22 protein-coding genes are annotated in these 23,752 nt (G+C 61.2%); 10 read left to right on the forward strand and 12 right to left on the reverse strand.

What is annotated here, in order from left to right:
- Positions 1-152: 152 nt before the first annotated feature.
- Together KP003_RS05920 and KP003_RS05925 are read left to right on the forward strand one after the other, a co-directional pair.
- Positions 153-1,331, forward strand: a complete 1,179-nt coding sequence (locus KP003_RS05920) for a methyl-accepting chemotaxis protein (protein ID WP_216498604.1) — start codon at positions 153-155, stop codon at positions 1,329-1,331.
- A 161-nt stretch (positions 1,332-1,492) separates the two neighbouring features.
- Positions 1,493-1,750, forward strand: a complete 258-nt coding sequence (locus KP003_RS05925) for a hypothetical protein (RefSeq protein ID WP_216791079.1) — start codon at positions 1,493-1,495, stop codon at positions 1,748-1,750.
- Positions 1,751-1,838: 88 nt separating this feature from the next.
- Here KP003_RS05925 and KP003_RS05930 read toward each other — a convergent pair whose 3' ends face one another.
- Positions 1,839-2,054, reverse strand: a complete 216-nt coding sequence (locus tag KP003_RS05930) for a CsbD family protein (RefSeq protein WP_216498606.1) — start codon at positions 2,052-2,054, stop codon at positions 1,839-1,841.
- A gap of 475 nt (positions 2,055-2,529) precedes the next feature.
- Here KP003_RS05930 and KP003_RS05935 point away from each other — a divergent pair, with 475 nt between their 5' ends.
- Positions 2,530-5,136, forward strand: coding sequence for a hybrid sensor histidine kinase/response regulator (locus KP003_RS05935; protein ID WP_216791080.1), 2,607 nt, complete (start codon positions 2,530-2,532; stop codon positions 5,134-5,136).
- A gap of 152 nt (positions 5,137-5,288) precedes the next feature.
- Positions 5,289-7,769 (forward strand): putative bifunctional diguanylate cyclase/phosphodiesterase, encoded by a 2,481-nt coding sequence (locus KP003_RS05940; protein WP_216791082.1) that lies wholly within the window; start codon positions 5,289-5,291, stop codon positions 7,767-7,769.
- 127 nt (positions 7,770-7,896) lie between these two features.
- Here KP003_RS05940 and KP003_RS05945 read toward each other — a convergent pair whose 3' ends face one another.
- Together KP003_RS05945 and KP003_RS05950 are read right to left on the reverse strand one after the other, a co-directional pair.
- On the reverse strand, positions 7,897-9,156 hold the full coding sequence (locus tag KP003_RS05945) for a diaminopimelate decarboxylase (protein ID WP_216498610.1): 1,260 nt from the start codon (positions 9,154-9,156) through the stop codon (positions 7,897-7,899).
- A 46-nt stretch (positions 9,157-9,202) separates the two neighbouring features.
- Positions 9,203-9,673: an Lrp/AsnC family transcriptional regulator gene (locus tag KP003_RS05950; protein WP_216498611.1), complete on the reverse strand. Its 471-nt coding sequence runs from the start codon at positions 9,671-9,673 to the stop codon at positions 9,203-9,205.
- A gap of 183 nt (positions 9,674-9,856) precedes the next feature.
- Here KP003_RS05950 and KP003_RS05955 point away from each other — a divergent pair, with 183 nt between their 5' ends.
- A complete protein-coding gene (locus tag KP003_RS05955; RefSeq protein ID WP_216791084.1) occupies positions 9,857-10,318 on the forward strand; it encodes a cupin domain-containing protein in 462 nt (153 codons plus the stop codon).
- A gap of 76 nt (positions 10,319-10,394) precedes the next feature.
- On the opposite strand, the gene KP003_RS05960 is transcribed toward KP003_RS05955, so the two are convergent.
- A complete protein-coding gene (locus tag KP003_RS05960; RefSeq protein ID WP_216791085.1) occupies positions 10,395-11,309 on the reverse strand; it encodes a lysophospholipid acyltransferase family protein in 915 nt (304 codons plus the stop codon).
- Between the two features lie 47 nt (positions 11,310-11,356).
- Positions 11,357-11,509, reverse strand: a complete 153-nt coding sequence (locus KP003_RS05965) for a hypothetical protein (RefSeq protein WP_216498614.1) — start codon at positions 11,507-11,509, stop codon at positions 11,357-11,359.
- A gap of 356 nt (positions 11,510-11,865) precedes the next feature.
- Here KP003_RS05965 and KP003_RS05970 point away from each other — a divergent pair, with 356 nt between their 5' ends.
- The gene (locus KP003_RS05970) at positions 11,866-12,066 is read left to right on the forward strand and encodes a cold-shock protein (protein ID WP_199397015.1); all 201 of its coding nucleotides are present in this window, start codon (positions 11,866-11,868) and stop codon (positions 12,064-12,066) included.
- Positions 12,067-12,375: 309 nt separating this feature from the next.
- Entirely contained in the window at positions 12,376-12,693 is a 318-nt protein-coding gene (locus tag KP003_RS05975; RefSeq protein ID WP_216498615.1) for a DUF3553 domain-containing protein, read from the forward strand.
- A 117-nt stretch (positions 12,694-12,810) separates the two neighbouring features.
- Here KP003_RS05975 and metE read toward each other — a convergent pair whose 3' ends face one another.
- Positions 12,811-15,117 carry a 5-methyltetrahydropteroyltriglutamate--homocysteine S-methyltransferase gene (metE, locus tag KP003_RS05980; RefSeq protein WP_216791087.1) on the reverse strand — a complete coding sequence of 769 codons (2,307 nt, stop codon included), beginning with the start codon at positions 15,115-15,117 and terminating at the stop codon, positions 12,811-12,813.
- Positions 15,118-15,407: 290 nt separating this feature from the next.
- Between metE and KP003_RS05985 the strand changes: the two genes are divergently transcribed.
- Positions 15,408-16,802, forward strand: a complete 1,395-nt coding sequence (locus tag KP003_RS05985) for a tetrathionate reductase family octaheme c-type cytochrome (RefSeq protein ID WP_216498617.1) — start codon at positions 15,408-15,410, stop codon at positions 16,800-16,802.
- An 87-nt stretch (positions 16,803-16,889) separates the two neighbouring features.
- Here KP003_RS05985 and KP003_RS05990 read toward each other — a convergent pair whose 3' ends face one another.
- A complete protein-coding gene (locus tag KP003_RS05990) occupies positions 16,890-17,348 on the reverse strand; it encodes a YkgJ family cysteine cluster protein (RefSeq protein ID WP_236026850.1) in 459 nt (152 codons plus the stop codon).
- A 462-nt stretch (positions 17,349-17,810) separates the two neighbouring features.
- Between KP003_RS05990 and KP003_RS05995 the strand changes: the two genes are divergently transcribed.
- Positions 17,811-19,265, forward strand: coding sequence for an SPOR domain-containing protein (locus KP003_RS05995; protein ID WP_217300483.1), 1,455 nt, complete (start codon positions 17,811-17,813; stop codon positions 19,263-19,265).
- 168 nt (positions 19,266-19,433) lie between these two features.
- Here the strand turns inward: KP003_RS05995 and KP003_RS06000 are convergent, their stop codons facing one another.
- Both KP003_RS06000 and KP003_RS06005 read right to left on the reverse strand, forming a co-directional pair.
- Positions 19,434-19,814, reverse strand: coding sequence for an SseB family protein (locus KP003_RS06000; RefSeq protein WP_239027619.1), 381 nt, complete (start codon positions 19,812-19,814; stop codon positions 19,434-19,436).
- A 103-nt stretch (positions 19,815-19,917) separates the two neighbouring features.
- A complete protein-coding gene (locus tag KP003_RS06005; protein ID WP_216498621.1) occupies positions 19,918-20,286 on the reverse strand; it encodes a DnaJ family domain-containing protein in 369 nt (122 codons plus the stop codon).
- A 247-nt stretch (positions 20,287-20,533) separates the two neighbouring features.
- Between KP003_RS06005 and KP003_RS06010 the strand changes: the two genes are divergently transcribed.
- On the forward strand, positions 20,534-20,977 hold the full coding sequence (locus KP003_RS06010; RefSeq protein WP_216498622.1) for a YbaN family protein: 444 nt from the start codon (positions 20,534-20,536) through the stop codon (positions 20,975-20,977).
- A 21-nt stretch (positions 20,978-20,998) separates the two neighbouring features.
- Here the strand turns inward: KP003_RS06010 and KP003_RS06015 are convergent, their stop codons facing one another.
- From KP003_RS06015 to KP003_RS06025, 3 genes are all read right to left on the reverse strand, one after another.
- Positions 20,999-22,633 carry a methyl-accepting chemotaxis protein gene (locus KP003_RS06015; RefSeq protein WP_236026851.1) on the reverse strand — a complete coding sequence of 545 codons (1,635 nt, stop codon included), beginning with the start codon at positions 22,631-22,633 and terminating at the stop codon, positions 20,999-21,001.
- Positions 22,634-22,792: 159 nt separating this feature from the next.
- Complete coding sequence (locus KP003_RS06020) at positions 22,793-23,269, reverse strand: SH3 domain-containing protein (RefSeq protein ID WP_216498623.1); 477 nt, start codon at positions 23,267-23,269, stop codon at positions 22,793-22,795.
- 146 nt (positions 23,270-23,415) lie between these two features.
- Positions 23,416-23,733 carry a hypothetical protein gene (locus tag KP003_RS06025; protein WP_216498624.1) on the reverse strand — a complete coding sequence of 106 codons (318 nt, stop codon included), beginning with the start codon at positions 23,731-23,733 and terminating at the stop codon, positions 23,416-23,418.
- Positions 23,734-23,752 lie beyond the last annotated feature (19 nt).

Genomic DNA, 23,752 nt, shown 5'->3' on the forward strand with positions numbered 1-23,752 from the left:
TTCAGTAAAGAGTCGGATGAGGCTTTTCTTAAGAAAAAAGAGGGATAAACGCCTAAAGCATCGGGCTTATGGTTCCGAAGAGGTGCCTAGTACAAGCAGGCGGCATCGAGGCCGCTTTGCTGTGAATGGAAACGAACCGCTGGGGACAGCTCATGAACTTTCTGCTCGATCTCTACCTCCATCTCCGGATCCGCACCCGGATCATCCTGCTTTGCATCTGTTACAGCTTCTGCATCGTCTTCGCCGTTGTGGCGGGAAGATCGTTCTCCCTGGCCCTCTCGGTGGTCTCGACCGCGGTGTTCCTGGTCCTTGGTGCCTTCTTCAGCGCGCTGCTGTTCTGGTCGGTCAACGATGCCCTGCAGCGGATCATCGCCTTTTTGAAGACGATGATAGACGGAGACCTGACCAGACCCATCTCCGCCAAGCGCAACAACGAGATCAGCACCATCATCCGTTCGATCGACGCGCTTCAGACCACCATGCGCGACATCATCCGCCAGATCCAGCAGAACTCGGAGCAGATGGCCCTCACCTCGCACCAACTGCAGGAGAACGCGGAGCGGATCTCGGCCGGTACCGACGACGCCGCTGCGCAGACCAACGCCGTGGCGGTTGCCAGCGAAGAGATGGCCGCCACTTCCGGAGACATCGCCCGCAACTGCGTGAGCGCCGCCGACAACTCCAGACGCGCCAGCCAGACCGCCGGTTCCGGCGCGGAGGTGGTGCGCCAGACCACGTTGGGCATGGAGCGGATCGCGAGCAGGGTGCAGGGGGCAGCCAGGACGGTCGAGGACCTGGGCGCGCGCTCCGACCAGATCGACCAGATCATCCGCACCATCCAGGATATCGCCGACCAGACCAACCTCCTGGCCCTGAACGCCGCCATCGAGGCGGCCCGGGCCGGGGAACAGGGGAGGGGGTTCGCCGTGGTCGCCGACGAGGTGCGGGCCCTGGCCGAGCGGACCACCAGCGCCACCCGGGAGATCGGCGAGATGATCAAGGCGATCCAGGGGGGGACGCGGGGTGCAATTGCGGCCATAGAGGAAGGGGTGGCCGAGGTGGGGAAGGGTGCCGAGTTTTCGGCTCGCTCCGGGCAAGCCCTGGAGGAGATACTCGCCCAGGTGAGCGAGGTGAACAGCCAGATCAGCCAGATCACCGCCGCCGCCCAGCAGCAGACCTCCACCACCGACGAGATCACCCGCAGCATCCAGAAGATAACCGACGTGGTGCATCAGACCGCGCGAGGGGTGAACGATGCCGCCGCCGCTGCCTCCACGCTGGCCCTGCAGTCGGAGGAACTGGAGCGCCTGGTGCGTCAATTCAAGCTTTAGCTTTAGCAGGGTGCCGGCGGGCGGGGGTTGCTTCCGTCCCGTGAGTGTGCTATAGCTGCGGACCGGGCTGCGACGCAAACAGCAGCCGCCTCTGTCCCCGCAACCATTGTGAGGGGTTACCCGTCAGGTAACCCCTTTTTATATCTGCTCACGGATGCCTCATGTCGAAAAACGGTAAATTGAAGAAAGCGAAGAAAGTGGAAAAGCGTCGCCTGCAGATGCAGGAAGCCCTGGAGTGTCTTCCTCTGAAGGAGGCGGCGCAGAGCGACCCGGTACCGAGCAGGCCGCTGAAGGATCCCGAGGAGTTACAGCCGCTGCCGGCAGCGAGGAAGCAGCCGAAGCAGTGCACCTTCCCCCCCTGCGGGCGCTATCTCGACCCGGCCTGCAAGGTCTGCCCTTACTGCGGTACCCCGCTTTAGCGGTGTGCCCGCTGCAAGGCAACCCTCAAATGAAAAAGGGACGGCGTTAACGCCGTCCCCTTCCGGTCATGCCTGTCGGTCGCGCGGGTTAGTATTTGCCGCGACGGCCCCTCTCCGCATCGAGTTCGTCTTCGATGCTCTTTTCAGCCTTGCCTGCGTGTTTTTGCACCTTGCCTGCTATCTTTTCCGCTTTCCCTTCGGCTTCCAATGAGACGTTCCCGAATATCTTGCCGGTAGTTTCCTTTACTTTGCCCTTTGTTTCGTGCAGCACGCCTTTTGATGTATCCCTTGTACTGGATCTCATGGCCTACCTCCCGGCTTGCGCCGCTGTCTTGCTCCTCCTTTCGGTTGCATATCAGTTGCTACGATTTGATTTTATCATGTATCCATCGTCTAAATACAGGTGATTATCACCACGGCTGCTCCAAACAATTATGACCGCTTTGCGTAGTATTGTCGTCCGGGGGGGGCTTCGCGCGCAGGAACTTGTTTGCCTACATTTTGGGGATGATGACGTGAGAGCGGTGCACCAAAAGACAAGGGATGGACCTGCCCTGGGTCCCCCCCTCGCGTGAGGCGATCCTTCGTTGCCATCTGTGTTGATTTTCGATTCATCAACAGTTATTGCTCCATTCTGACTTGGTTTCTTCAAAAGATCCCGCTTTTAGGTTTTTGACATTGGATCTGCTTTCACTTAGTCTTCTGCATATAGTGATGCGCAAGTCGTTAAGAGAGACGTCGCTGTCTCATACTGCGACGATTCCCTAAACGGAGCGATAATGAACTGGTTAAAATCCCTGCCGATTCATCTTCTAATAGCGTTCATGCTGACCATCATGGCGCTCCCCTCGGTCGGCCTCATCATCTACTCCGGAATGGAGGGGCGCGCCGACGACCTGCGGATCGCTACCCGCGCCACGACCTACCTCCTTGACAACGTCGCCTCCGAGCTCAACAGCAAGGTCGAAGCATCCCGCCAGTTGATGGAGATGCTGTCGCTGATGCCGCAAGTCCGCCAAAAGGACGCGGCCGCCGTGAATCGGGTGCTGGCGGAACTGCGGCAGAGATGTCCAAGCTATGCCAACATCATGATGGTCGACCGTAGCGGCCTCACCTGGGCCACAGCCCTGCCGACCGCAAAACCGATTTCCCTCGCGGACCGCAAAGCCTTCAAGGACGCCAGGAGTAGCGGTCGCTTCTCCCCCGGCGAGTACACGGTCGGCAAGGCAAGCAACAAGCCGATCCTCAATTTCGCCTACCCCCTCAAGGACGACAGTGGCGCCTTCGACGGCGCCATCCTTTTCGGTATCGACCTGACCTACATCGGCACGCTGCTCAAGCCGAGCAAGCTCCCGCCGGGAACCTCTTTCGGCATTTTCGACCACAAAGGGATCTTTATCTACCGTACCGTGGGCGCCGAAAAGTTCGTCGGGACCCCCGACCGCAGCAACCAGTTCGAGAAGATGAAAAACGGTCCGGAGACGGGGGTCATCAGGCTGACCTCCAGCGACGGGATCCAGCGCCTGTCCGCCTACCGCAAGATTCGCATCTCTCCGGAACTCCCTCCCTACGCCTACGTGCGGGGGGGCACGCCGATGGACATCCTCCTGCACGAAGCCAACCACCAGCTGGCACTGAACCTGGCCGTCATGTTCCTAGTCCTGGTCCTCGTGTTCGCCCTCAACATCTGGCTCAGCAAGCGGCTCATCGTGAACCGGATAAGTTCCCTGGAGAGCGCCTCGCGCAGCCTCGCTTCCGGGGACCTGCGAGTGCGGGTGGGCGAGGAGGTCCGGGGCGGCGAGCTGGGAAGCCTCGGCGGTTCCTTCGATGAGATGGCCGATGCCCTCAGCTTCGAATTGTCGCAGCGGATGAAAAACGAGGACGTGCTGCGGGAAAAGTCGGACCTGCTCGAACTCGCCCACGACGCCATCATCCTGCTGGAGCTCGACGGTACCATCCTTTACTGGAACCAGGGGGCGGCGACGACATACGGGTACGACTCCGCCCAGGCCATGGGACAGGTCATTCACACCCTCTTGCAGACGGTCTTTCCGAAACCCCAGGAGGAGATCGTGCAGGACCTGCTGCGTGTGGGGCGCTGGGAGGGGAAACTTTCGCACACGACCTCCGGGGGGGAGAGCATCGTCGTCAGCAGCAGGTGGGCGCTGCAACGGGACAAACAGGGGCGTCCCTGGCGCATCATGGAAATAAACAGCGACATCACCGAGCGGGAAAAGTCGCAGCAGGAACTGCTCAAGATGCAGAAGCTGGAATCGTTGGGGGTGCTGGCGGGAGGGATAGCCCACGACTTCAACAACATCCTCACCGGCATCATGGGGAACATCACCCTGGCGCAGATGACCCTGGACGACGCCGCCCAGGTGCACAAACTGCTGAAGCAGGCGGAAAAGGCATGTCAGAGGGCCTCCGAGCTCTCCAACCAGCTGCTCACCTTCGCCAAGGGGGGAAAGCCGATCAAGAAAAACGTGGCGGTGAGGCACCTCGTCGAGGAGACGGTGTCCCTGGTGCTGCGCGGCTCCAACGTCCTGAGCGTGCTGAACCTCCCCACGGACCTCTACCTGCTGGAGGTGGACGAAGGGCAGGTGCACCAGGCCTTCAGCAACATCGTCATCAACGCCCTGCAGTCCATGCCCCAGGGGGGCACCTTCACGGTGACCGCGGCCAACGTCATCCTGGAGGAGGGTAACAGCATGGCCCTGTCGGCGGGGAGGTACGTCAAATTCTCCTTCAGCGACACCGGGTGCGGGATTTCCCCCGAGGACCAGAAGAGGATATTCGACCCGTACTTCTCGACCAAGGCGGGGGGCAAAGGACTCGGACTCTCCTCGGCGCACTCCGTCATCGTCCGGCACGGCGGCTACATCACCGTTCACTCCCGGCCCGGAGTGGGGACGGCATTCGAGGTGTTTCTGCCGGCCGCGAAGGGAGAGGGGCATGAGGTCGTGCCGGAACCGCCTCCCGCCGCGACGGTCGTGGCCGCCATCCCGCAGCGGAACATCCTGGTTATGGACGACGAGGAGATGATCCGCGATCTGATCTGCGCGATACTCGAGAGTCTTGGCTGCATGGTGAAAAGCTGCGCGAACGGAAGCGAGGCAATAGCCCTCTATGCCGCCGCCAGGGAATCCGCCACCCCGTTTGACGCGGTGATCATGGACCTCACCATACCCGGCGGGATGGGGGGAGAGGAGGCCGCGCGGCATATCCTGGAAATGGACCCGCTCGCTTCGCTCATAGTTTCCAGCGGATACTCCAACGACCCCGTCATGTCCGACTACGCCCAGTTCGGGTTCAAGGCCACCATGGCGAAGCCGTACCGGGCTTCGGAGGTGGCCGAGGTGCTCGACAGGGTGCTCGCCCACTAGTAGCCGCTCCCACCCCCCCGGGGGCTCCCGTTCCCCGCGTCACGTCCTCCCTTTCGATCAAGCCACCCTCCGCACTTCCTCGCTCAGGTTTTGACAGGCGATGCCGATAGGTGTGACTGAAGAGATCCAGTCTTCGTACCTGAGGGAGTCGCATGCAACTTTGGCTTAAACTGCTGCTGAGTTATCTTGTCATCATCTGTGCCACGATTTTGATCTCCATCGGGGGGATATCGGGCGCCCAGAAGGTGAGGGACAGCTTCTACAAGGTGAACAAGGAGGTCATCCCGCACCTGCTCGCCCTCAAAGACCTGCGCTACGCGGGACTGCGCATCGTCTCCTCATCGATGGAGTACGCCTTCCTCACCTCGGTACACCCTGCCGGCGGGGAGGGGAAAAAGGAGCTGGAGGCCAAGGAGGAAGAGGTGAGGCTTCTCGCCCAAGGGCGCACCAGCTTTCTCTCCAGCCTGGATCTTTGCACAAGGGTCCTGGTGCATGGGGAGGAAAGGATGCCCGCGGCGCTGGAGCTGGCAGGGCAGTCGCTGCTGAAGGGGTCGCAGGAGTATATCGCCGTGGTCGACGCCGGGGGGGGGACGGCGCGGTTGATCGAGGCCAAGGAACGGTTCGAAAACGCGGAAAAGACGTTCCTGGAGGCCGTGAACGTGGCGCACGACCGGGAGATGGCCGACCTGCACCGGCACGTCGCCGGCACGCTGCAAAGCGTCTCCAGTGCCATCGTCTCATCGGTGGTCCTCTCCATCGTGGCGCTGACCGCGGCCCTGCTCTTGAGCGTGGCGATTTCCCTGAAGGTGTCACGCCGCATCCGTACCCTCAAGGAGGCTGCCGCAGCGGTGGCGGCCGGCAAGCGCGACGTGGCCGTTCCGGTAACTGAACGGGACGAGATCGCGGCGGTTTCGGCCTCCTTCAACACCATGGTGCAGCGTTTGCGGGCCTTCGAGGAGGAGCTCGATTCCGCCAACAGGTACCTGGACAGCATCATCGCCACCATGCCCGAGGCGCTCACCGTGGTCTCCTGCGAGGGGGCGATTCTGGACGTGAACAGGGCGACGGAAGAGGTTTTCGGCTTCGCCAAGAAGGATCTGGTCGGGAGGGATTTCTCCGGGCTGTTCGTGGATTTCGACCAGGGGAACGATTTCATCGCGGCGGTGCTGCGCCAGGAAGGGCTGGTCGAACGGGAGGCGAGCCTTTTGACCCAGGACGGCCGGGCGATACACGTGACCCTGTCGGCAACCATGCTGGAGCTCAAGGGGAAAAGGGACCGGTTCCTCTGCCTGAGCCACGACATCACCCTGCGCAAACAGGCCGAGCAGGAGGTCCACAACCTGGCCTACTTCGACCAGCTGACCGGTCTCGCCAACAGGACCCTCTTCTACGATCGCTGTTCCCAGGCGCTCGCCCGCGCCAAGCGTTACGGCGAGATGTTCGCCATCCTTTTCTTCGACCTGGACCATTTCAAGGACGTGAACGACACCATGGGGCACCACGCGGGCGACCAGCTGCTGCAACTGGTGGTGCTGCGCTTCAAGAGCATCCTGAGGGCGAGCGACACCTTCGCCCGGCTGGGGGGGGATGAATTCGCCCTGCTCTGCTGCCATGTGCCGGAGCCCGATGGGGCTGCGAAGCTCGCACAGAAGCTGATCGAGCTGGGCAAGCAGCCTTTCGAGGTGGATAACCGGCAGATCTATTCCGGTGCGAGCATCGGCATCGTGCTCTTCCCCGAGGACGGCGGCGACATCCCGACCCTGCTGAAGAACGGCGACCTGGCCATGTACGCCGCCAAGAGCGCCGGGGGGAACCGGTACCAGTTCTTCTCGGAAGGACTGAACCAGAAGGCGCAGGAGCGGGCGGCCATCGAGGCAGCGTTGCGCGAGGCTCTGAAAAATGACCGGCTCACGCTGCATTACCAGCCGCAGCTCGATCTTCGGGATGGGAAGGTGGTCGGCATGGAGGCGCTGGCACGCTGGCAGGACGAAACCCTGGGCGCGGTGGCGCCGAACCGCTTCATCCCCATAGCAGAGCAGACCGGGCTGATCCACGAACTGGGCGCCTGGGTGCTGCGCAAGGCCTGCGCCCAGTGCAAACAGTGGCACCAGGATGGGTACCTCGTCAGCGTCAGCGTCAACGTCTCCATAAAGCAGATGATGCAGGAGGGGTTTTCCGAGATGGTGGTGGGGACGCTCCTCGAGGCGGGGCTTGAGCCCCGGTACCTGGACCTGGAACTGACCGAGAGCATGCTGATGGAGAAGGCGGCCGAATCGGTGGCCCTGTTGCGCATGTTCAAGTCGCTTGGGGTGCAGATCTCCATAGACGACTTCGGGACCGGCTACTCTTCGCTTAGCTACCTGAAGAACTTCTCCGTGGACCGGATCAAGATCGACCAGTCCTTCGTCAGGGACGTCACCGTCCGGGACGACGCGGTGGGGATCATCAAGGCGATCGTCGCCATCGGGCACAGCATGGGGCTCAAGGTGATAGCCGAAGGGGTGGAAAGCCAGGGGGAGGAAGAGAAGCTGCTGTCCTGCCGGTGCGACCAGGTGCAGGGGTACCTGCACGCGCGGCCGATGCCGGCCGCCGAGGCCGAGGCCTTCCTGGAGCGGGCGCAAACCTCCGGATGAGCCGAGGCGGCGCGGTAAACTTGCCAGCCATGCGGAAAGAAAAAAAAGGCACCCTGCAAAGAGCGGGGTGCCTTTTAGTTTTGTGGAAGGGGAGGAGTGAGACGTCCACCCGTTCGCCACGGAACCGCTACGGTTTCAGCACGCAGGGCTCGAAGTTGTAGGTGGCGAAGTAGTCCTCGACGGTCTCGGCGCGGCGGATCAGCTCGACCCGGCCGTCGGCGCGCAGCATGAGCTCCTTGGGGCGCAGCCGCCCGTTGTACTGAAAGCCCATGGCGTGTCCGTGGGCGCCGGAGTCGTGGATCACCACGAGGTCGCCGTCCTCGATCGGGGGAAGCTCGCGCTGGATGGCGAACTTGTCGTTGTTCTCGCACAGCGAGCCGACCACGTCGTACACTTCGCTGCGCTCAACGCCCTCCTTACCCACGACGTCGATGTGGTGGTAGGAGCCGTACAGCGCGGGGCGCATCAGCGAGGACATGCAGGCGTCCAGGCCGATGTACTTTCTGTAGGTGTCCTTGCTGTTGATGGCGGTGGCCACCAGGGCGCCGTGCGGGCCGGTCATGAACCGGCCGCTCTCCATGAACATGGCCGGCGCATGGCCGTGGCGGGCGCGGAAGTCTTCGAAGAGCGAGGTGATCTCCCTGGACATGGTGGGGAGGTCGAGCGCCTTCTGCTCCGGACGGTAGGGGATACCGAAGCCGCCGCCGATGTTTACGAACTCGAAGGTGATGCCGAGCGCCGCCTCGACCTCCTGGGCGACCTCGAGCACCATGCGGGCGGTCTCCACGATGTAGGTGTAGTCAAGCTCGTTGGAGGCGACCATGGTGTGCAGGCCGAAGCGCTTGGCGCCGCGCGCCTGGGCTTTGCGGTACGCCTCGACCACCTGCTCGTGGGAGACGCCGTACTTCGCCTCTTCCGGGTTGCCGATGATGACGTTGCCGGTGCGGCGCGGGCCGGGGTTGTAGCGGAAGCAGATCAGCTCCGGGAAGACCGGCACCTTGTCGATCAGCGAGATGTCGTCCAGGTTCAGGATGCAGCCGCCGTCCTTGGCGGCGAACTCGAACTCCTCGGGGCTGGTGTTGTTGGAGGTGAACATGATGTCTTCCGGCTTCGCGCCCAGCTCGCGGGCCTGGATCAGTTCGGGGATGGAGCTGCAGTCGAAGCCGAAGCCCATCTCCTTCATGAGCTTCAGGATCTCCCGGTTGGGGAGCGCCTTGACCGCGAAGAACTCGCGGAAGCCGGGGATGCCGGAGAAGGCCTTGATGAGGCTGGCGCCGGTCTCGCGGATGCCCGCCTCGTCGTAGATGTGAAACGGGGTCTGGAAATGCTGTTGGATGGCGGGGATCCGTGGGAACAGACGTTCTTTGAAAGAAGCGGACATCGGCATGACTTTGGTTCTCCTTCTATGGTGGTAGCTGCGTACTGGTTCGTGGTTAAGAGTGACGGCCGTTGCCGTTGTGTTCCGTGAGGTCGACCCTCCTGGTTTCCTTCACCGTTTCCAGGACCACCTGGGTGCGCATGGATCTCACCCCGGGCAGGGGGCGGATCTGCTGCAGGATCCTGGCGAGGGTGGTGTGGTCGGCGGTTCTCAGCTTGACCAGGAAGCCGTCCGGGCCGACCACCTGGTGCACCTCCTGCACCGAGGGGATGGCGGCCAGCGCCGTCGCGGTCTGCGCGTCGGTTCCGTCCGTCTCGACCTGGACGAAGGCGGAGAGCCCCTGGTGGAAGCAGGCGGGGTTCAGCCTCACCTCGTACCCTTCGATGATCCCCCGCTCCTCGAGCTTGCGGATCCGCTCCAGGACTGCCGAAGGGGCCATGCCGACCTGCCTGGCCACCTCCGCGTTGGGGATTCTCGCCTTCTCCTGAAGAATCTCCAGTATGTGGATGTCTATTTCGTCGAACATTCTTGTTTACACCTTCCGCTGCGAATTTTATTCATAATGTAATACGTTGTAAAGAATTTTTTTCGGGAGCGTTCGGGTGCCGGACCCTTCGGGAGAATTGTCTGGCACTGGCATGGGGGGGACCGTACAATAGGAGACAGGTAGGTAAATACGGCTGATTCTCCAGCTGTCGAGGAGGCAGATATGAAAAGGACGATGATGTTCCTGGTGATGATCTTCTTCTCCCTGGCCGCCGTCGGAGTGGCGGCAGAGAAGAAGGGTGGCGTAGCGGCGGTGCGGCAGGTGATCACGGTGCCCGCCGACATTCAGTGGCAGGCCGGTCCGCCGGCGATACCCGGCGCGCAGATGGCCGTGTTGGAAGGGGATATGGCCAAGGGCGGTTTTTTCGTGGCGCGGCTCAAGCTCCCGGCCGGGGCGAAGATCGCGCCTCACTACCATGACAACGTGGAACGGGTGACGGTGATATCAGGGACAGTGAAGCTTGCCATGGGGGTGACCCAGGATAACCCCACCGTGCTTCCGGCCGGGAGCTACTTCGCGCTCCCGCCCAAGAAGGTGCATAACGGCTGGGTGGACGAGGAAACCGTCCTGCAGATAGCAACGCGCGGCCCCTGGAGCCTGCATGTCGTGAAGGGCGGGAAGTAGGGCGCAGCAGACAAGACGTGAAGCAGAAAAGCAAAGGGACCAGCCGGCGGCTGATCCCTTTTTGTTGCTCATATTTTCAGGCGCTCGCCTCTCCGGCCCGTTTCCAGCGCCGGTGCATCCAATACCACTGGGTGGGATGGGCCGCCACGAAGTTCTCCACGTAGCGTGACAGCGCCTGGGTCTCCTTCTGGATACCGTGGTCGCTCATGTCCCCGCTGAAATGGTGCTCGGGGTAAAAGGTGATGACGTGGCGTTCTCCCTCGCGGTGGATGAACACGGGGAGAAGCGGCGCACCGCTTTTACGGGCGATGAGAACAGGCGCCTTGGTCGCCCAGGCTTTGCGCCCCATCATGGTCACCAGTACTCCATCTTCCGGCCCGGCGGCCTGGTCTGCCAGGATGCCGACCAGTTCGCCCGATCTCAGCGCCGAGAGTATCCCTCTGAATGCCCCCTTCTTGTAGATCACGCGGCTTCGATAGCTCATGCGCATCCGCTCCACCATCTGGTTGAAGAACGGGTTGTTCTGGCGCCTGGCCACCACGACTCCGTCACCGAACAGACGGCTGAAGGCGAGCGCCATGAGCTCCCAGTTGCCGCAGTGCCCGCTGAAACAGATGATCCCCTTCCCCTTCGCGCGGGCCGTCTCGTAGTGCTCCAGGCCGCGCAGCTCGATCCCGGCGATGAGGTGGTCGCCGCGGCCGTGGTAAAGCTGGCAGATTTCGATGAGGGACTTGCCGAGGTTGGCGTAGTTCTCGGAAGCGATCGACGTCGCTTGGCTGCCGGGGGGGCGCCAGAGCGGGTGTTCGTTCAGGTAGGGGAGGGCGTGCTTCAGGTTGTCCATGACGATGGCGCGGCGCCGCGGGAGAAGGCTCCAAAGGACGTATCCCACCATGCCCCCCAGGCGTTGCAATGCTGCGGCGGGGATAAGGGCCCCTGCCAGGGTGAGGCTGTAGAAAAGCGCAGCCTGCAACCTCCAGAATGTTTGTTGCATTAAATACCTATGTACTTTCTCGCTGTGACCCTGCTCTCCCGAACCCGCTACAGAGCGGCATCGGCAATCTCTTCCGGCAGGACGCCGGCCTCGTCTTCGGGGTCACTTTTCTCTTGTTTGCGCAGCGCTTTTTCCTGCTGCTTCTTTTTCCGGTCCAGTTCTTTCTGCCGCTTTTGAAATTTGAAATTGGTATTTGCCATTGGGCCTCCCTATAAAAACGTCTGCGCAACGACATGAAGCGTGTCTTTTTTCGCCTTTTGGTTGCTTAAAAAGACGAAACCATACTGGATTACCACCATTTAAATAGCAACAATATTATGTATTTTGTGGGATTTATAATATTTGTAGGGGGTAAACCACCGAATACGCTCGCTATATTTATATTTAGTTGCACTGCTCACGTCTGATTCAAGGCTCCCGAAAATAGCAAAATTCCCGTCTTGTAAGCAAAGATCACGTATTTAAATAGCTTGCTTTGTGAATACAAACCTGTTACGGTGCCAGAGGATTCGGAATCATCCGGACATATTCGCAACACACTTGGAGAAAGAATCACATGGCAAACGGTACTGTAAAATGGTTTAACGACAGCAAGGGGTTTGGTTTTCTGGAGCAGGAGAACGGTGAGGATGTATTCTGCCACTTCTCCGCTATCAGCGGCGACGGGTTCAAATCCCTGGCTGAAGGCGATAGCGTGACCTTCGACGTGGTCAAGGGCCCCAAAGGGCTCCAGGCTGCCAACGTCAAAAGGGTTTAGTAAACACACCCCCGGCGGGGCGACTGGTTCTGCCTGATCCGCCCCGTACGGCTCCTTTCACGGACGTGGCCCCTTGGTTCAATCTTGGGGCCACATCCTTGTCTGCCCTTCCTGCCGATCTCGGCCACCCGCGCCACCGCCATAGCCACGTACAGCGCAATCCGGCCGCTTCTTCTGCCTCGGCGTCACACCTCCTCGGCCCACGTGCCCGTACACGGCTATCCAGACACTGTCCCGCAGCCAACCTCGTATCCGGGTGTCAACCCGGAGTGCTATCTTTTTTATGCCGTCAACAGTAAGGGGAGAGGTATGTCCATCAAACGTGGGGACGTAGTAAGCCACTGTGGAGCGAGCCAGTGGGGGGTCGGCAAGGTCGTCGAGGTCTTCCCGACACGGGTGACCATCCACTTCAACGATGGGGTGGTCAGAAAGATCGTCAGCTCGCACCTTGGAAACCTGCAGCCGGCAGAGCCGGGTTCGTTCCAGCCGGTACGCGCTGAGGAGCAGAAGGCACCGCAAAAGGCTGCTTTGCCCAGGGTCAAGAAGAGCACGGCTTTGCCCAAGGAGAAGAAGATCGCCTCATTGCCCAAAGAAAAAAAGAGCACGCGCAAAGGCGCGTTAAGCTGAATTTCGATTGCGGTCCCGCTGTGGCGGGTGCCGCGGGTGCGGAAAGGAACGAGGGATGAGCCGATGCGGCTGATCCCTCGTTTGCGTTGGTACTCTGCTGTTTGGTGACGCTTCCCGTTAGCCGGGGGTGAGCCGCAGGCGGATCTGCCGCGCCGCCTGCACCATGTTGGCGAGCGACGCCTCGATCTCGGGCCATCCGCGGGTCTTCAGGCCGCAGTCGGGGTTCACCCAGAGCCGCTCCGCCGGCAGGACTTCCGCCGCCAGACCCAGAAGCGTCGTCATCTCCTCGACGGTGGGAACGCGCGGCGAGTGGATGTCGTAGATGCCCGGGCCGACGTCGTTGGGATAGCCGTACTGCCGGAAGTGGGACAGCAGCTCCATCCGGGAGCGCGAGGACTCGATGGATAGGACGTCGGCGTCCATGGCGACGATGGAGGGGAGTATGTCGCCGAATTCCGAGTAGCACATATGGGTGTGGATCTGGGTCTCGTCGCTCACCCCGGCGGTGGAGAGACTGAAGGCCGCCACCGCCCATTCCAGGTACTCGGGCCAGTCGCGCCGGCGCAGCGGCAGCCCCTCCCGTATGGCGGGCTCGTCCATCTGGATCATGGAGATCCCCGCCTGCTCCAGGTCGGCCACCTCGTCCCGCAAGGCAAGCGCGATCTCCCTGCAGGTCTCGGAGCGGGGCTGGTCGTTGCGGACGAATGACCACTGCAGGATGGTGACCGGTCCGGTGAGCATCCCCTTCACCGGGCGCTTGCTGAGCGACTGCGCGAAACTGCTCCATTCCACCGTCATGGGACGGGGGCGGGCCACGTTGCCGTAGAGGACCGGCGGCTTGACGCAGCGCGACCCGTAGCTCTGCACCCAGCCGTTCTGGGTGAAGGCGAAGCCGTCCAGTTGCTCCCCGAAGTACTCGACCATGTCGGTGCGCTCGAATTCGCCGTGCACCAGCACGTCCAGCCCGAGCTTCTCCTGTTTCTCGATGCAGCGCCTGATCTCTGCGCGCAGGAAATCCTGATACCCTTCGCTGTCGAGCGCTCCGCTGCGCCACTTGGAGCGCGCCTCGCGCACCTCCCTCGACTGGGGGAAGGAGCCGATGGTGGTGGTCGGAAGCAGTGGCAGGTCGAAGCGACGCTTCTGCCTGGCGCTCCTCTCCGCGAAGGGGGTGCCGCGCCTGGTCATGGCTTCAGTCACCTGTTCCGCCCGATGCCGGACCGCCGGGTTGTCGGCGGCTGCGGCAGCCCGACGGCGGGCAAGCGCGGCGCCGGCCTGTACGAAGGCTGCATCCTGCGGTTCTTCCTGTTCGGCGGCATCGGCCAGCAGGCGCACCTCGGCCACCTTCTGTGCCGCAAACGCCATCCAACTCTTCAGCTCCGCGTCGAGCCTGGTCTCCGCGTCGAGGTCGACGGGCACGTGCAGCAGCGAGCAGGAGCTGGCGACCATGACCCTTTCGCTCCCAAGGGCGTCGACGGCCCGTCGGACGGTGCGGTGGGCCTGCTCCAGGTCCGCGCGCCAGACGTTGCGTCCGTCGACAACCCCGAGCGACAGCTTCATCCCGGCCGGCAGCGCCGCAAGCACGCCGTCGAGCTCTTCCGGGGCGCGCACCAGGTCGAGATGCAGCGCCTCGCATCCCGAATCGGTGACCAGCCCAAGGTTTTCGCCGATGGAGCCGAAATAGGTGGCCACCAGCAGACCGGGACGTTTGGCTCCCCCGGCCAGTCGCGTCAGGGCGGTACGGTACGCCTGCTGGCTGGCAGGGTCCAGGTCGAAGCAGAGGCAGGGCTCGTCGAGTTGGACCCAGGTCACGCCGTGGCCGGCGAGAAGCGCCAGCAGTTCCTCGTAGGCCGGGAGCAGGCGCGGCAACAGCTCCAGGGTGTCCAGGCCGGCGGCGACGTCGTCGGCGTACTTGGACAGCTTCAGGAAGGTTACCGGGCCCGGGAGCACCGGACGAGGCGTTATGCCGAGGGCCTGTGCCTCGGCGAGTTCCGCAGAGATCTTGGTGGGATTCAGGACGAAGCTCTGGTCCGCGTCCAGTTCTGGGACGATGTAGTGGTAATTGGTGTCGAACCACTTGGTCATTTCCAGCGGGGAGAGGTCTATGTCGGCACCGCGGTCCTGGACTCCACGGGCCAGCGCGAAGTAGCGGTTCAAGGGATCTGCTATCTTTTGGAACCGGTCCGGTATGGCTCCGACGGTAACGGCCATGTCCAGCATGTGGTCATAGAGGGAGAAGTCGTTGCAGGGAACCTGGTCCAGCCCCGCCTCCTTCATGATGGACCAGTGCCGGGTACGGATCTCCTGCGCGGTCGCCAGAAGCGACTCCGCCGGAGTCGCGCCGCTCCAGTAAGCCTCGAGTGCCTTCTTCAACTCTCTCGCGATACCGATTCGTGGGTGGCCTAATACAGTGGCAAGAACTGGCATAGTACCTCTCCTCCGCATGCTGTGGACCGAATGGACGACAAGTTGACAATTGTAGCAGCTTCGTTGCGATGTGCAGCTCACCTGTACCGCTTGGCAGCGGCTCTCCGGGGGCAGGAGCCGGCCCAGTCCGGGTGCCGTAACTGCTGAAAGCAATTTGTCATTGACTAGACCAACCATCAAATATAATGTGTTCGCCCGTAAAAAAGGGGTAGAGCCATCACGGCTGATCCTGCCGACCCTGCTCTTGCCCGGAACATCTGCCCAAACATCCAGATCGCGAGGTCTCTTACATGAGGAAATACCTGCTGTTATTTCTCGCTTTGGCCTGTGCTTCCACCTCGGATGCCGCCCTGCAGGGCACCCACCGTTTTTTCACCGGACCGTTGCAGAACGGGCCGGAGGTGACCAAGGCGTGTACCGGGTGCCATGAGAAGCTGACCAACCAGATCACCCATACCGTGCACTGGAACTGGAGTAAAAATCAGACCCTGAACGGCAAGACCGTTGACTACGGCAAGAAAAACGCGCTGGGTAACTCCTTCTGCCTCGCCGTCCCCTCCAATCTCCCCGGCTGCACCAGTTGTCATGCCGGCTACGGCTGGCAGGACGGTACCTTCGACTTCACCAAGACTGAGAACATCGATTGCCTGGTATGCCACGACACGAGCGGCACCTATAAGAAGTTCGCCCTCGGGGCCGGGCATCCGGTGTACCCCGGCGAGCACAAGGAATATCCTGCCGGCAAGGTATGGGAACCGGTGGATCTGGTCCTCTCGGCGCGGTCCATCTCGCGGCCGAGCCGCGCCGCCTGCGGCAATTGCCATTTCTATAGCGGCGGCGGGGAAAACTACAAGCACGGCGACCTCGATGCCAACCTGGATAACCCGACCCCGGAGTTTGACGTGCACATGGGAGCGAAAGGGCTCACCTGCGAATCCTGCCACCAGGCGGCGAACCACGACGTCAAGGGGGAGGCGATCTCCGTCTCCCCCGGTTCCGGCCCGCGCGCCATGGGGTGCGCCGACTGCCACAAGGGCGACCTGCACAAGATCGCCATTCTCAACAAGCACATGAAAAGGGTTGCCTGCCAGACCTGCCACATCCCGACCTACGCCAAAGGCAGCCCCACCGTGCTCTCCTGGGACTGGTCCACGGCGGGCAAGGACCAAAAGGCCGGCGGCGACGCCCTCAACATTTACGACAAGGCGAGGGGAGACCTGGTGCTGGGTAAGGACCTGACCCCGACCTTGATGTGGTACAACGGTACCGTGGAGCGGGTCTTCATGGGGGATAAGATCGATCCCACGAAGGTGGTCCGGCTCTCGACGCCGCGCGGGAACCGCAGCGATCCCGACTCGAGGATATTCCCCTTCAAGGTGATGCGGGCCAAGCAGCCCTATGACCTGGAAAACAATATCGTCGCCGTCCCCAACATCATCGGTTCCGCCGAAAGCGACAGCGCCTATTCGGTAAGGTTCGACTGGAACAAGGCCATCGTCGCAGGCATGACCGCAGCCGGTCTGCCCTACAGCGGTAAGTACGGCTGGATCGAGACCACCACGGTCTGGTCGCTGAACCACATGGTGGTGCCCAAGGACAAGGCTTTAAGGTGCCAGAACTGCCATGGTGAGAATGGGCGTATCGACTGGAAGGGGCTCGGGTACGACAAGGATCCCCGAGGCTAGTCGGACTCAGGCGCAGCAGGTCAAGCAGAAGAAGGGATCAGCCGTTAAGGCTGGTCCCTTCTTGTTTGGGGGCTCTCTCTCGGGGAATTATTGCCAAAGCGCCTGCGGTAGCTTGGCGCCGGCAAGGAACCGTTCCGTTAATTCGGGGTGCTCGAGAAAGGCGAGTACTCCGGTGCCGAGCTCGATGCTGCGGTCATCCAGGCCGACCAGGCGCAGTCCCGAGGCGAGGGCGGTGAAGGCCGTGTCGAAGACCGCCTTCCTGAACAGGTCGGCGGGAACCAGGCGGTCCTCGTCGGTCACCACAGGGAAGAAGGCCTCACTGCAACTCTGGCTGTCCAGCGAGGTTATGGCACGGCAGGCGAGAGGGCGCACGGGGTGGACGCTGCAGCCGCCGTGAGCGTCAAGCAGCGGGCAGGACATCCGCTTCAGGATGCGTTCTTCGTCGTCCATCCAACGTGCCCAGGAGCGGTGTGTGGCAAGGCGCTTCTGCAGCTCGGCCAGTTCCGCGCCCGGAAGCTTTTGGCGCAGCCATAGCGCTATGGTCATCGCCTCCGGGAGTAATACGGCAACGTTGAGGACGCAACAGTGCGGGCAGCCGGCAGCGCAGGCGAATGGGCGATCGACACAGAAACCTTCTGCGGCATCGGCGCAGTCGGCTACCGCTCGCGCTACCGTTGCGGCGTCGGGCCCTTTGCCTAAGGCCTCAACTACCCCGGAAGTCATCTCTGACTGAAATTGCTCTTCATGCCATGACTCGATGCTTTTCATATCGCAAGATTGTACTCAAAGATGTGCAACTGTCACGTTGGGATTTTACCAAAACGGTGGTGGGGCGATACCGACAGTCACAGAGTGGTCCTGATAGCCTTCTTCTGTCAGATGTTCCTTAAATTATTCTTTGACATTGACCTTCATGTACACTAATCTTGCCAGAATTTTAAATTGCCCCTAGCTTCTGTCTCAACCATACCTAGACTGTAGACTCTATTGAAACATGTGAGGCTTTGAATGAGTACCATGCGCATGCTGTTAGTGGCAGTCTTACTGGCCTGTCTGATTGTTCCTTCCGCATCTTTCGCCGACTCCGACGAAGCGTCGATGTTTACCCAGGCCAGGAACCACTACAAGGAGAACAGTTACTATTTCGCCTCCACCTGGCTTGAAAGGATCCTGAAGAAATATCCCAGCACTTCCCAACGGGAGGAAGTGCTTTTGATGCTTGCGAAGTGTTATGCGTCGACCTCGAGGGAAGAGAAGGCGGTCCGCACTCTAAAGACGCTGCTGAAGGATTTTCCGAAGGCGTCAGATAAGTTGGAACCCGGCCTGCTCAAGATGGTGCAGGACCAGAGTCAGCAGCCGCCGCAACTGGCAGAGCCTGAACCAGTTCCACCGGCTGCCGAGAAGGCTGCTGCCGAGAAGGCTGCTGCCGAGAAGGCTGCTGCCGAGAAGGCTGCTGCCGAGAAGGCCGCTGCTGAGAAGTCGATGGCTGAAAAATTGTCCGCTGACAGGGTGGCGGCTCAAAGAGTGGCTGCTGAACAGGCCGTTGCTGGGAAAACGGCAGACGGCCAGGTAGGGGGCGCAAAAATCCCAGTTGCCAGACCGACTACCATCGAGGAAGCGGTAGCCGAGAGAACGGCGGCCATAAAGGCTGCAGTTGAAAAAGCCGCGATAGAAAAAGCAGCTACTGAGAAAGCTGCTGCCGAGAACGCTGCTGCTGAGAAGGCTGCTGCCGAGAAGGCTGCTGCCGAGAAGGCTGCTGCCGAGAAAGCTGCTGCTGAGAAAGCTGCTGCCGACAAAGCTGCTGCCGACAAAGCTGCCGTCCAGAAAGCTGCATCTAAGAAGGCTCCTGCCAAGAAAACGGCGGCTGCCAAAAGCAAGAAACTGGCTGACAAGAAACCTGCAGTGGACAAAGCTGCGACGCAAGCTCCTGCGCCTCCTTCACCTGCAGTTTCGACGCCGTCCCAGCCGCAGGTGGCATCGGCAGGCGCTGCTTCCGCCACAGGTGCGTACACCCTCGATTTCGGCACTTTTGTACTGAAGTCCGAGATGTTTGGGATCAAGAAAAAGATTAAAAGTGCCGGGATGAAACCGGTAGTGGCGCCCGGTCCCAAGAAGAAAGAGCAGATGAGCCGAATCCATGCCGGCGAGTACACCGAACACCAAGCCGCCGAGAAGATGATGGAAAAACTGCGCAAGGCTAAGGCCGATAATTTCATGCTTCAGGATAAGAGCGGCAAGTTCAACGTTTATGCGGGGTCATACTTCGATAAGGTCGGTGCGGTAGACGAGCAGCTTCGACTGGCCGGCTTTGGCATCACCACCGAACTCAGGCCGACAGCGGTCGAGGTTTCCACCTTCAGCCTGACGGCTGGCTCTTTCAAAAGCGAGAAGGATGCAGCCCGGAAGGGGGCCGAACTGGAGAAGCTGGGCGTGAAACCGACCGTGGTGCAACGTCCGAAATAAGAACGGGGATGGAAAAGAGTAAGAAAGGGAAAGGGGCAACCGCGTGGCTGCCCCTTTCTTATTGGCAAACGGCAACCAGGGTGGCTGCCCTTTGCTGATCTATCTTCAACGGGCGGAGACCCCGCCCGGGAAGCTCATCAAGCCTGTTGGCCGCCCGCCGCCTCGGCGTTACAGCGCTCGACCGACTCCCTGAGCCAGGCGATCTCTTCCGGGTGGAACTGCTTCGAATAGTCGGTGCCGGCGTTGAGCGCCCAGTTGAGCGGCTCCACAGTCCTGAGTGCAAGCAGGTAACCGGGGGGCCTCCAAGTAGCGGACCGTGGCGTCCCAGGCATGGAGGCGCTCCAGCGTGCTGAAGAGCATCAGGTAGTCTTTGCCGTCAGCCTCGGTGATCAGCGGCATGACGCCGCCCGATTCTTCCTGTTGCTCACTTTCGCTGAGAATGGGCACGAAAAAGGAGGAGTTGAGAAAGAGGTCGTAGAACTCGCACTGCTTCTTGCCGTCGCTCATGTTCTGGCGCAGGTTTACCAGCGCCTCGTCTAGTTTTTCCATCTAGGGTTTCCTTTGGTGTTGTTATAGTGCGGGAACGGGTGGCCACCACTGGCACCATACCGAACGGGGGGGATCATTTCAAGGATAAAGATAAAGCGATGCGTTACCCCTGCAGCTTGTCGAGGAGTTTGCCCTGGTATTCGGAGAGCAGGTCGAGCGAGAGGGGGCGCTTGCGGGTCATCTCCAGCTTCATCAGCTTGAAATTGAGTTCGCGCACCTTCTTCATCCGCTCCTCGCTCTCCTCCATCTCCAGGATCAGCCGCCGCAGCGAGGCCACCTCGTTGGTCAACTCCACCTCCGGAGGCACGCATCCGGCGTTTTTGAGGACCTTGTAGGCCATGCGCAACTCTTCAGGGACGGCCGAGAGGTCCTCCTGCACCAGCGGCTTTCCGCGCCCGGCGAGGTTGTCGAACTCTCCGCGCTCGATTGCTTCCTGGATCCTTCTCTCTGCTATGATCGCGAAAATTTCCATTCGGCGATTGTGGCAGAACCACCCGCAGATAGTCAACTTTCCTGTCGCCCGGCAAGAGCGTCAGGCGCACGATCACTCGGCCTTGTGCTAAACTCCTTGCCTTGTGTCCACCCCGGGAGCCGGCTTCACAATTCTCATATTAAAACCGGGCCGGCTCGCTTACAATTAAGCAGGTAATTTCACTTCGTTCCCCGGCGTGTTACAACCTGCGGCTCACCGCCGCAGCGCAGTCGTCTTTGAGGATACGATGCAGCATCGGCACCTGAAGGTCAGGCTGGTGAAAAGCGAATGGCTGCGCTACCTGCTGATCGGGACGGGGGTGCTCTCGCTTGCCGCCGGGGGGGTGGGCCTGTTCCTCCCCCTGGTTCCGACGATCCCCTTCCTGCTGGTCGCCGTGATCTGCTTCTCCCGCAGTTCCGAGCGTTTCCATACCTGGCTGGTTGAACACAGGCACTTCGGACCGATGTTGAAGGAGTACCTTGCCCACGGCTCGATCCCGCTCCGCGTCAAGTGCCTGGTGATCGGTGCCATCTGGGTTTCCTTCCCGGTGACCGCTTTCGTCTTTGTGGCAGCGGCGTGGCTGCGGATCCTGCTCCTCTTCATAGCGGCTTGCATCACCGTCTATCTCCTTATGCTGCCGACCGCGCCTCGTCGGGCAAAGGACCCCGAGTCGGGGGAGGGCGAGCCGTGAACTGGGCAGGTTATCGCGTTTTCAGTCGATCCTGAACTGCCGCACCCTTGCCTGGAGCTGTTCCGCGTTCTGGCTCAATAACGCAGCCGCGTCCGCAGAGTCGTGGGCGGCCCGGTTTGTCTGCTGCACCACGAAAGTGATCTGCTGCATGTTCCCGGAGATCTCGTGGGTGGTCGCGGTCTGCTGTTCGGCTGCGGTGGCCACCTGGTTGATCTGCATGGTCACCTCTGCGATGCACTCCATTATCTCGCGTAGCGCCTGCTGCGATTTCCCCGCCTCGACGGTTCCCTTCTCCACCTCGTCCACACCGGCCTCCATGGCATCGACGGCGCTTCGGGTCTCCTGCTGGATCAGCCTGATCATGCCGTCGATCTCCTTGGTCGCCCTCGTGGTACGCTCGGCGAGAGCCCGCACCTCGTCGGCCACCACGGCGAAGCCGCGCCCCTGCTCGCCGGCCCGGGCGGCCTCTATGGCGGCGTTCAGCGCCAGCAGGTTGGTCTGGTCGGCTATGTCCTCGATGGTCCCGAGGATGGCGCCGATCTGTTCGGAGCGTGTCCCCAGCCCACCCACGGTCTGTGCCGACTCCCGGACCCGTGCGGCGATCGAGTGCATGGCGCCGATGGCACCGTCGACGACAGCGGCACCGGCCGACGCGGTGGAGTTGGCATGGCGGGCCAGGTCGGCGGCGCCGGCGCAGTTGAGGGCGATGTCGGACGAGGTGGCAGCCATCTCTTCGCCGGCGGTGGCCACGGATCCCACTTGGCCTGAGACCTGGTCCGCGCCGGCCGCCATCTGCAGTGCCGTTTCGCTGAAACGACCCGACGCCTGGGAGACCTCCTCGGCCGAGTTCCTCACCTGCGCCACCACGTCCTTCAGGTGTTCCGCCATCCTGTTCATGTCCGAAGCCAGCAGCCCCAGTTCGTCGCTCCCCTCGTGTTCGATACGGGTCTTCAGCTCACCCTGAGCGATCAGGTTCACGCCGCGCGCCAGTTGTCCGATGGTCCGCTGTACCGACCTCACCAGTACCAGCATCACCCCTCCTCCCACCACGAAAACGAGCAGTGCAATCAGCAGGCAGTTCACCAGCAGGCCGCGCAGCACACCGTCGATATGACTCATGGAGATGTCGGCGCCGATCACGTAAAGCGTGCCGTCAGCAGAGCGCACCGGCAAAAAGATGGAGCGGAAGGTCCCCCACTTGTCGGAATACTGGTCGTAGTGCAGCTTGTGATCCTGAAATGCGTCCTTGAGCCCCTGGCTGGCGTCCTCGTAAGGATCGAAGAGCTTGCTCTGTTTCCCTGTCTCCTTTTCCTCTTTGGTGTAGCTGGAAGAAGAGAAGACGATCTTTCCGTCCTTTTGCACCATGGTGTAGATGTAGTTGAACCCCGATGCCTTGGCCCAGGCGGTGAGACGGTCGCTAAGGGCATCGAATTCGGCCCGGTTCGGGGGGGCAGTCGCCGCTTTGGCGTGGTAGGGATCAGCGGCAAGACGCACCCCCTCGGCGCAGGTGCGCAGCTCGCGGTCTACGTCGCCCAGGATCTCTTTCTTCTCGCTGTAATAGGTGTGGAGTGTGAAGGCCGCGGTGGTGAAGAGGTTGAGGACCAGCATGGCCCCGAAGAACCTGGTGGACAGTTTTGCCGTTGTGAAGCCTTTCATCGTCTGCTCCTATGTTGCCGGGTATGCTGCGTCTGCACCTTATCGGTGCTGGAACGGCAATCTTTAGAAGCGCGACAGCGGGGAAGGGCAGGAAACGGTGAGACGAGAGGGGGAGCGGGGGGGGGGCGGAATGGGGACCGTTTCCGGTCCCCATCGGACTTATTTCTTGTGCTTCATCGCAACCTTGATCTTCTTGATGTCCTTGCGCATCAAGTCCACGTCGCGCTCGACGTTGAGTACCTTGAGGCGCAGGTCGGTGATCTGCATGGCGAGCTTCTCGTTGCTGGGCACTTCTTTGGCGGCTTCAGCCGCCGGTGCGGGGCTCGCGGGGAGGGGGACCGGCTCGGTCGAGGCAACCATGACCGGTGCGGCCGAGGAGAGCGCCCATCCGCCCACGTAACCTGCGAGCTTGCCGTCATCAGAGGCGACCTTGACCCACCCGCCGGAGCAGCTCTGCGCCGTCACCTTGGCGTCCTTCTTGAGGACTGCTATCACCTTCGCCTTCTTGCTGGCGGTCTTGCGAAGACGGATCTCCGGGGCGGTCACCGTACAGTTGGTGCTCTCGGCTAATGCCGGAACCGCGAATGCTGCTACAGCCGCTGTTGCGAGGATGATGTTGCGGATCATTTTGCTCATGGTGTCTCCTTTTTATGAGTAATGCGACCAAGTGGTCGAGGTTGAGGCGTTAGAGAGAGGCGACGCGAGGCAGTCCCTCATAGTCTTTCAGACTCGGCGTAAAAAATAATACCGGTCAAATTAAAAATAATCAATAATTTTTTGATTCAATTTTTGGCGAGCGTTCTGACTGGCAGGAACCTGTCGTTGTGCGCGGTCATGCCCCGCGCCTCCTTGAGCCTGATCACATGGACTGTTTGCATGACCCTGTTGTACTGAGACAGGGTCACCCGTTCTCCTGACAGTTCGTCGAGCGCCATGTCTGCGATCTCGGGGTACCGTTCCATCGCGGCATGAAGCTGTGAGTACTGGTAGATGGAGATTTCACAACCGCCCTGTTGACTTGCCTTGCGGATACCGGGGTTCAATGCGAAAAGAGCTGTTATGGCGAGAAACAGCAGCACTACGAAGGGTGTCTTTTCCATGAATGACTGACTGCCCGTG

Origin of the sequence: Geomonas diazotrophica (genome assembly GCF_019063885.1) — a bacterium.
Lineage (GTDB): Bacteria > Desulfobacterota > Desulfuromonadia > Geobacterales > Geobacteraceae > Geomonas > Geomonas diazotrophica.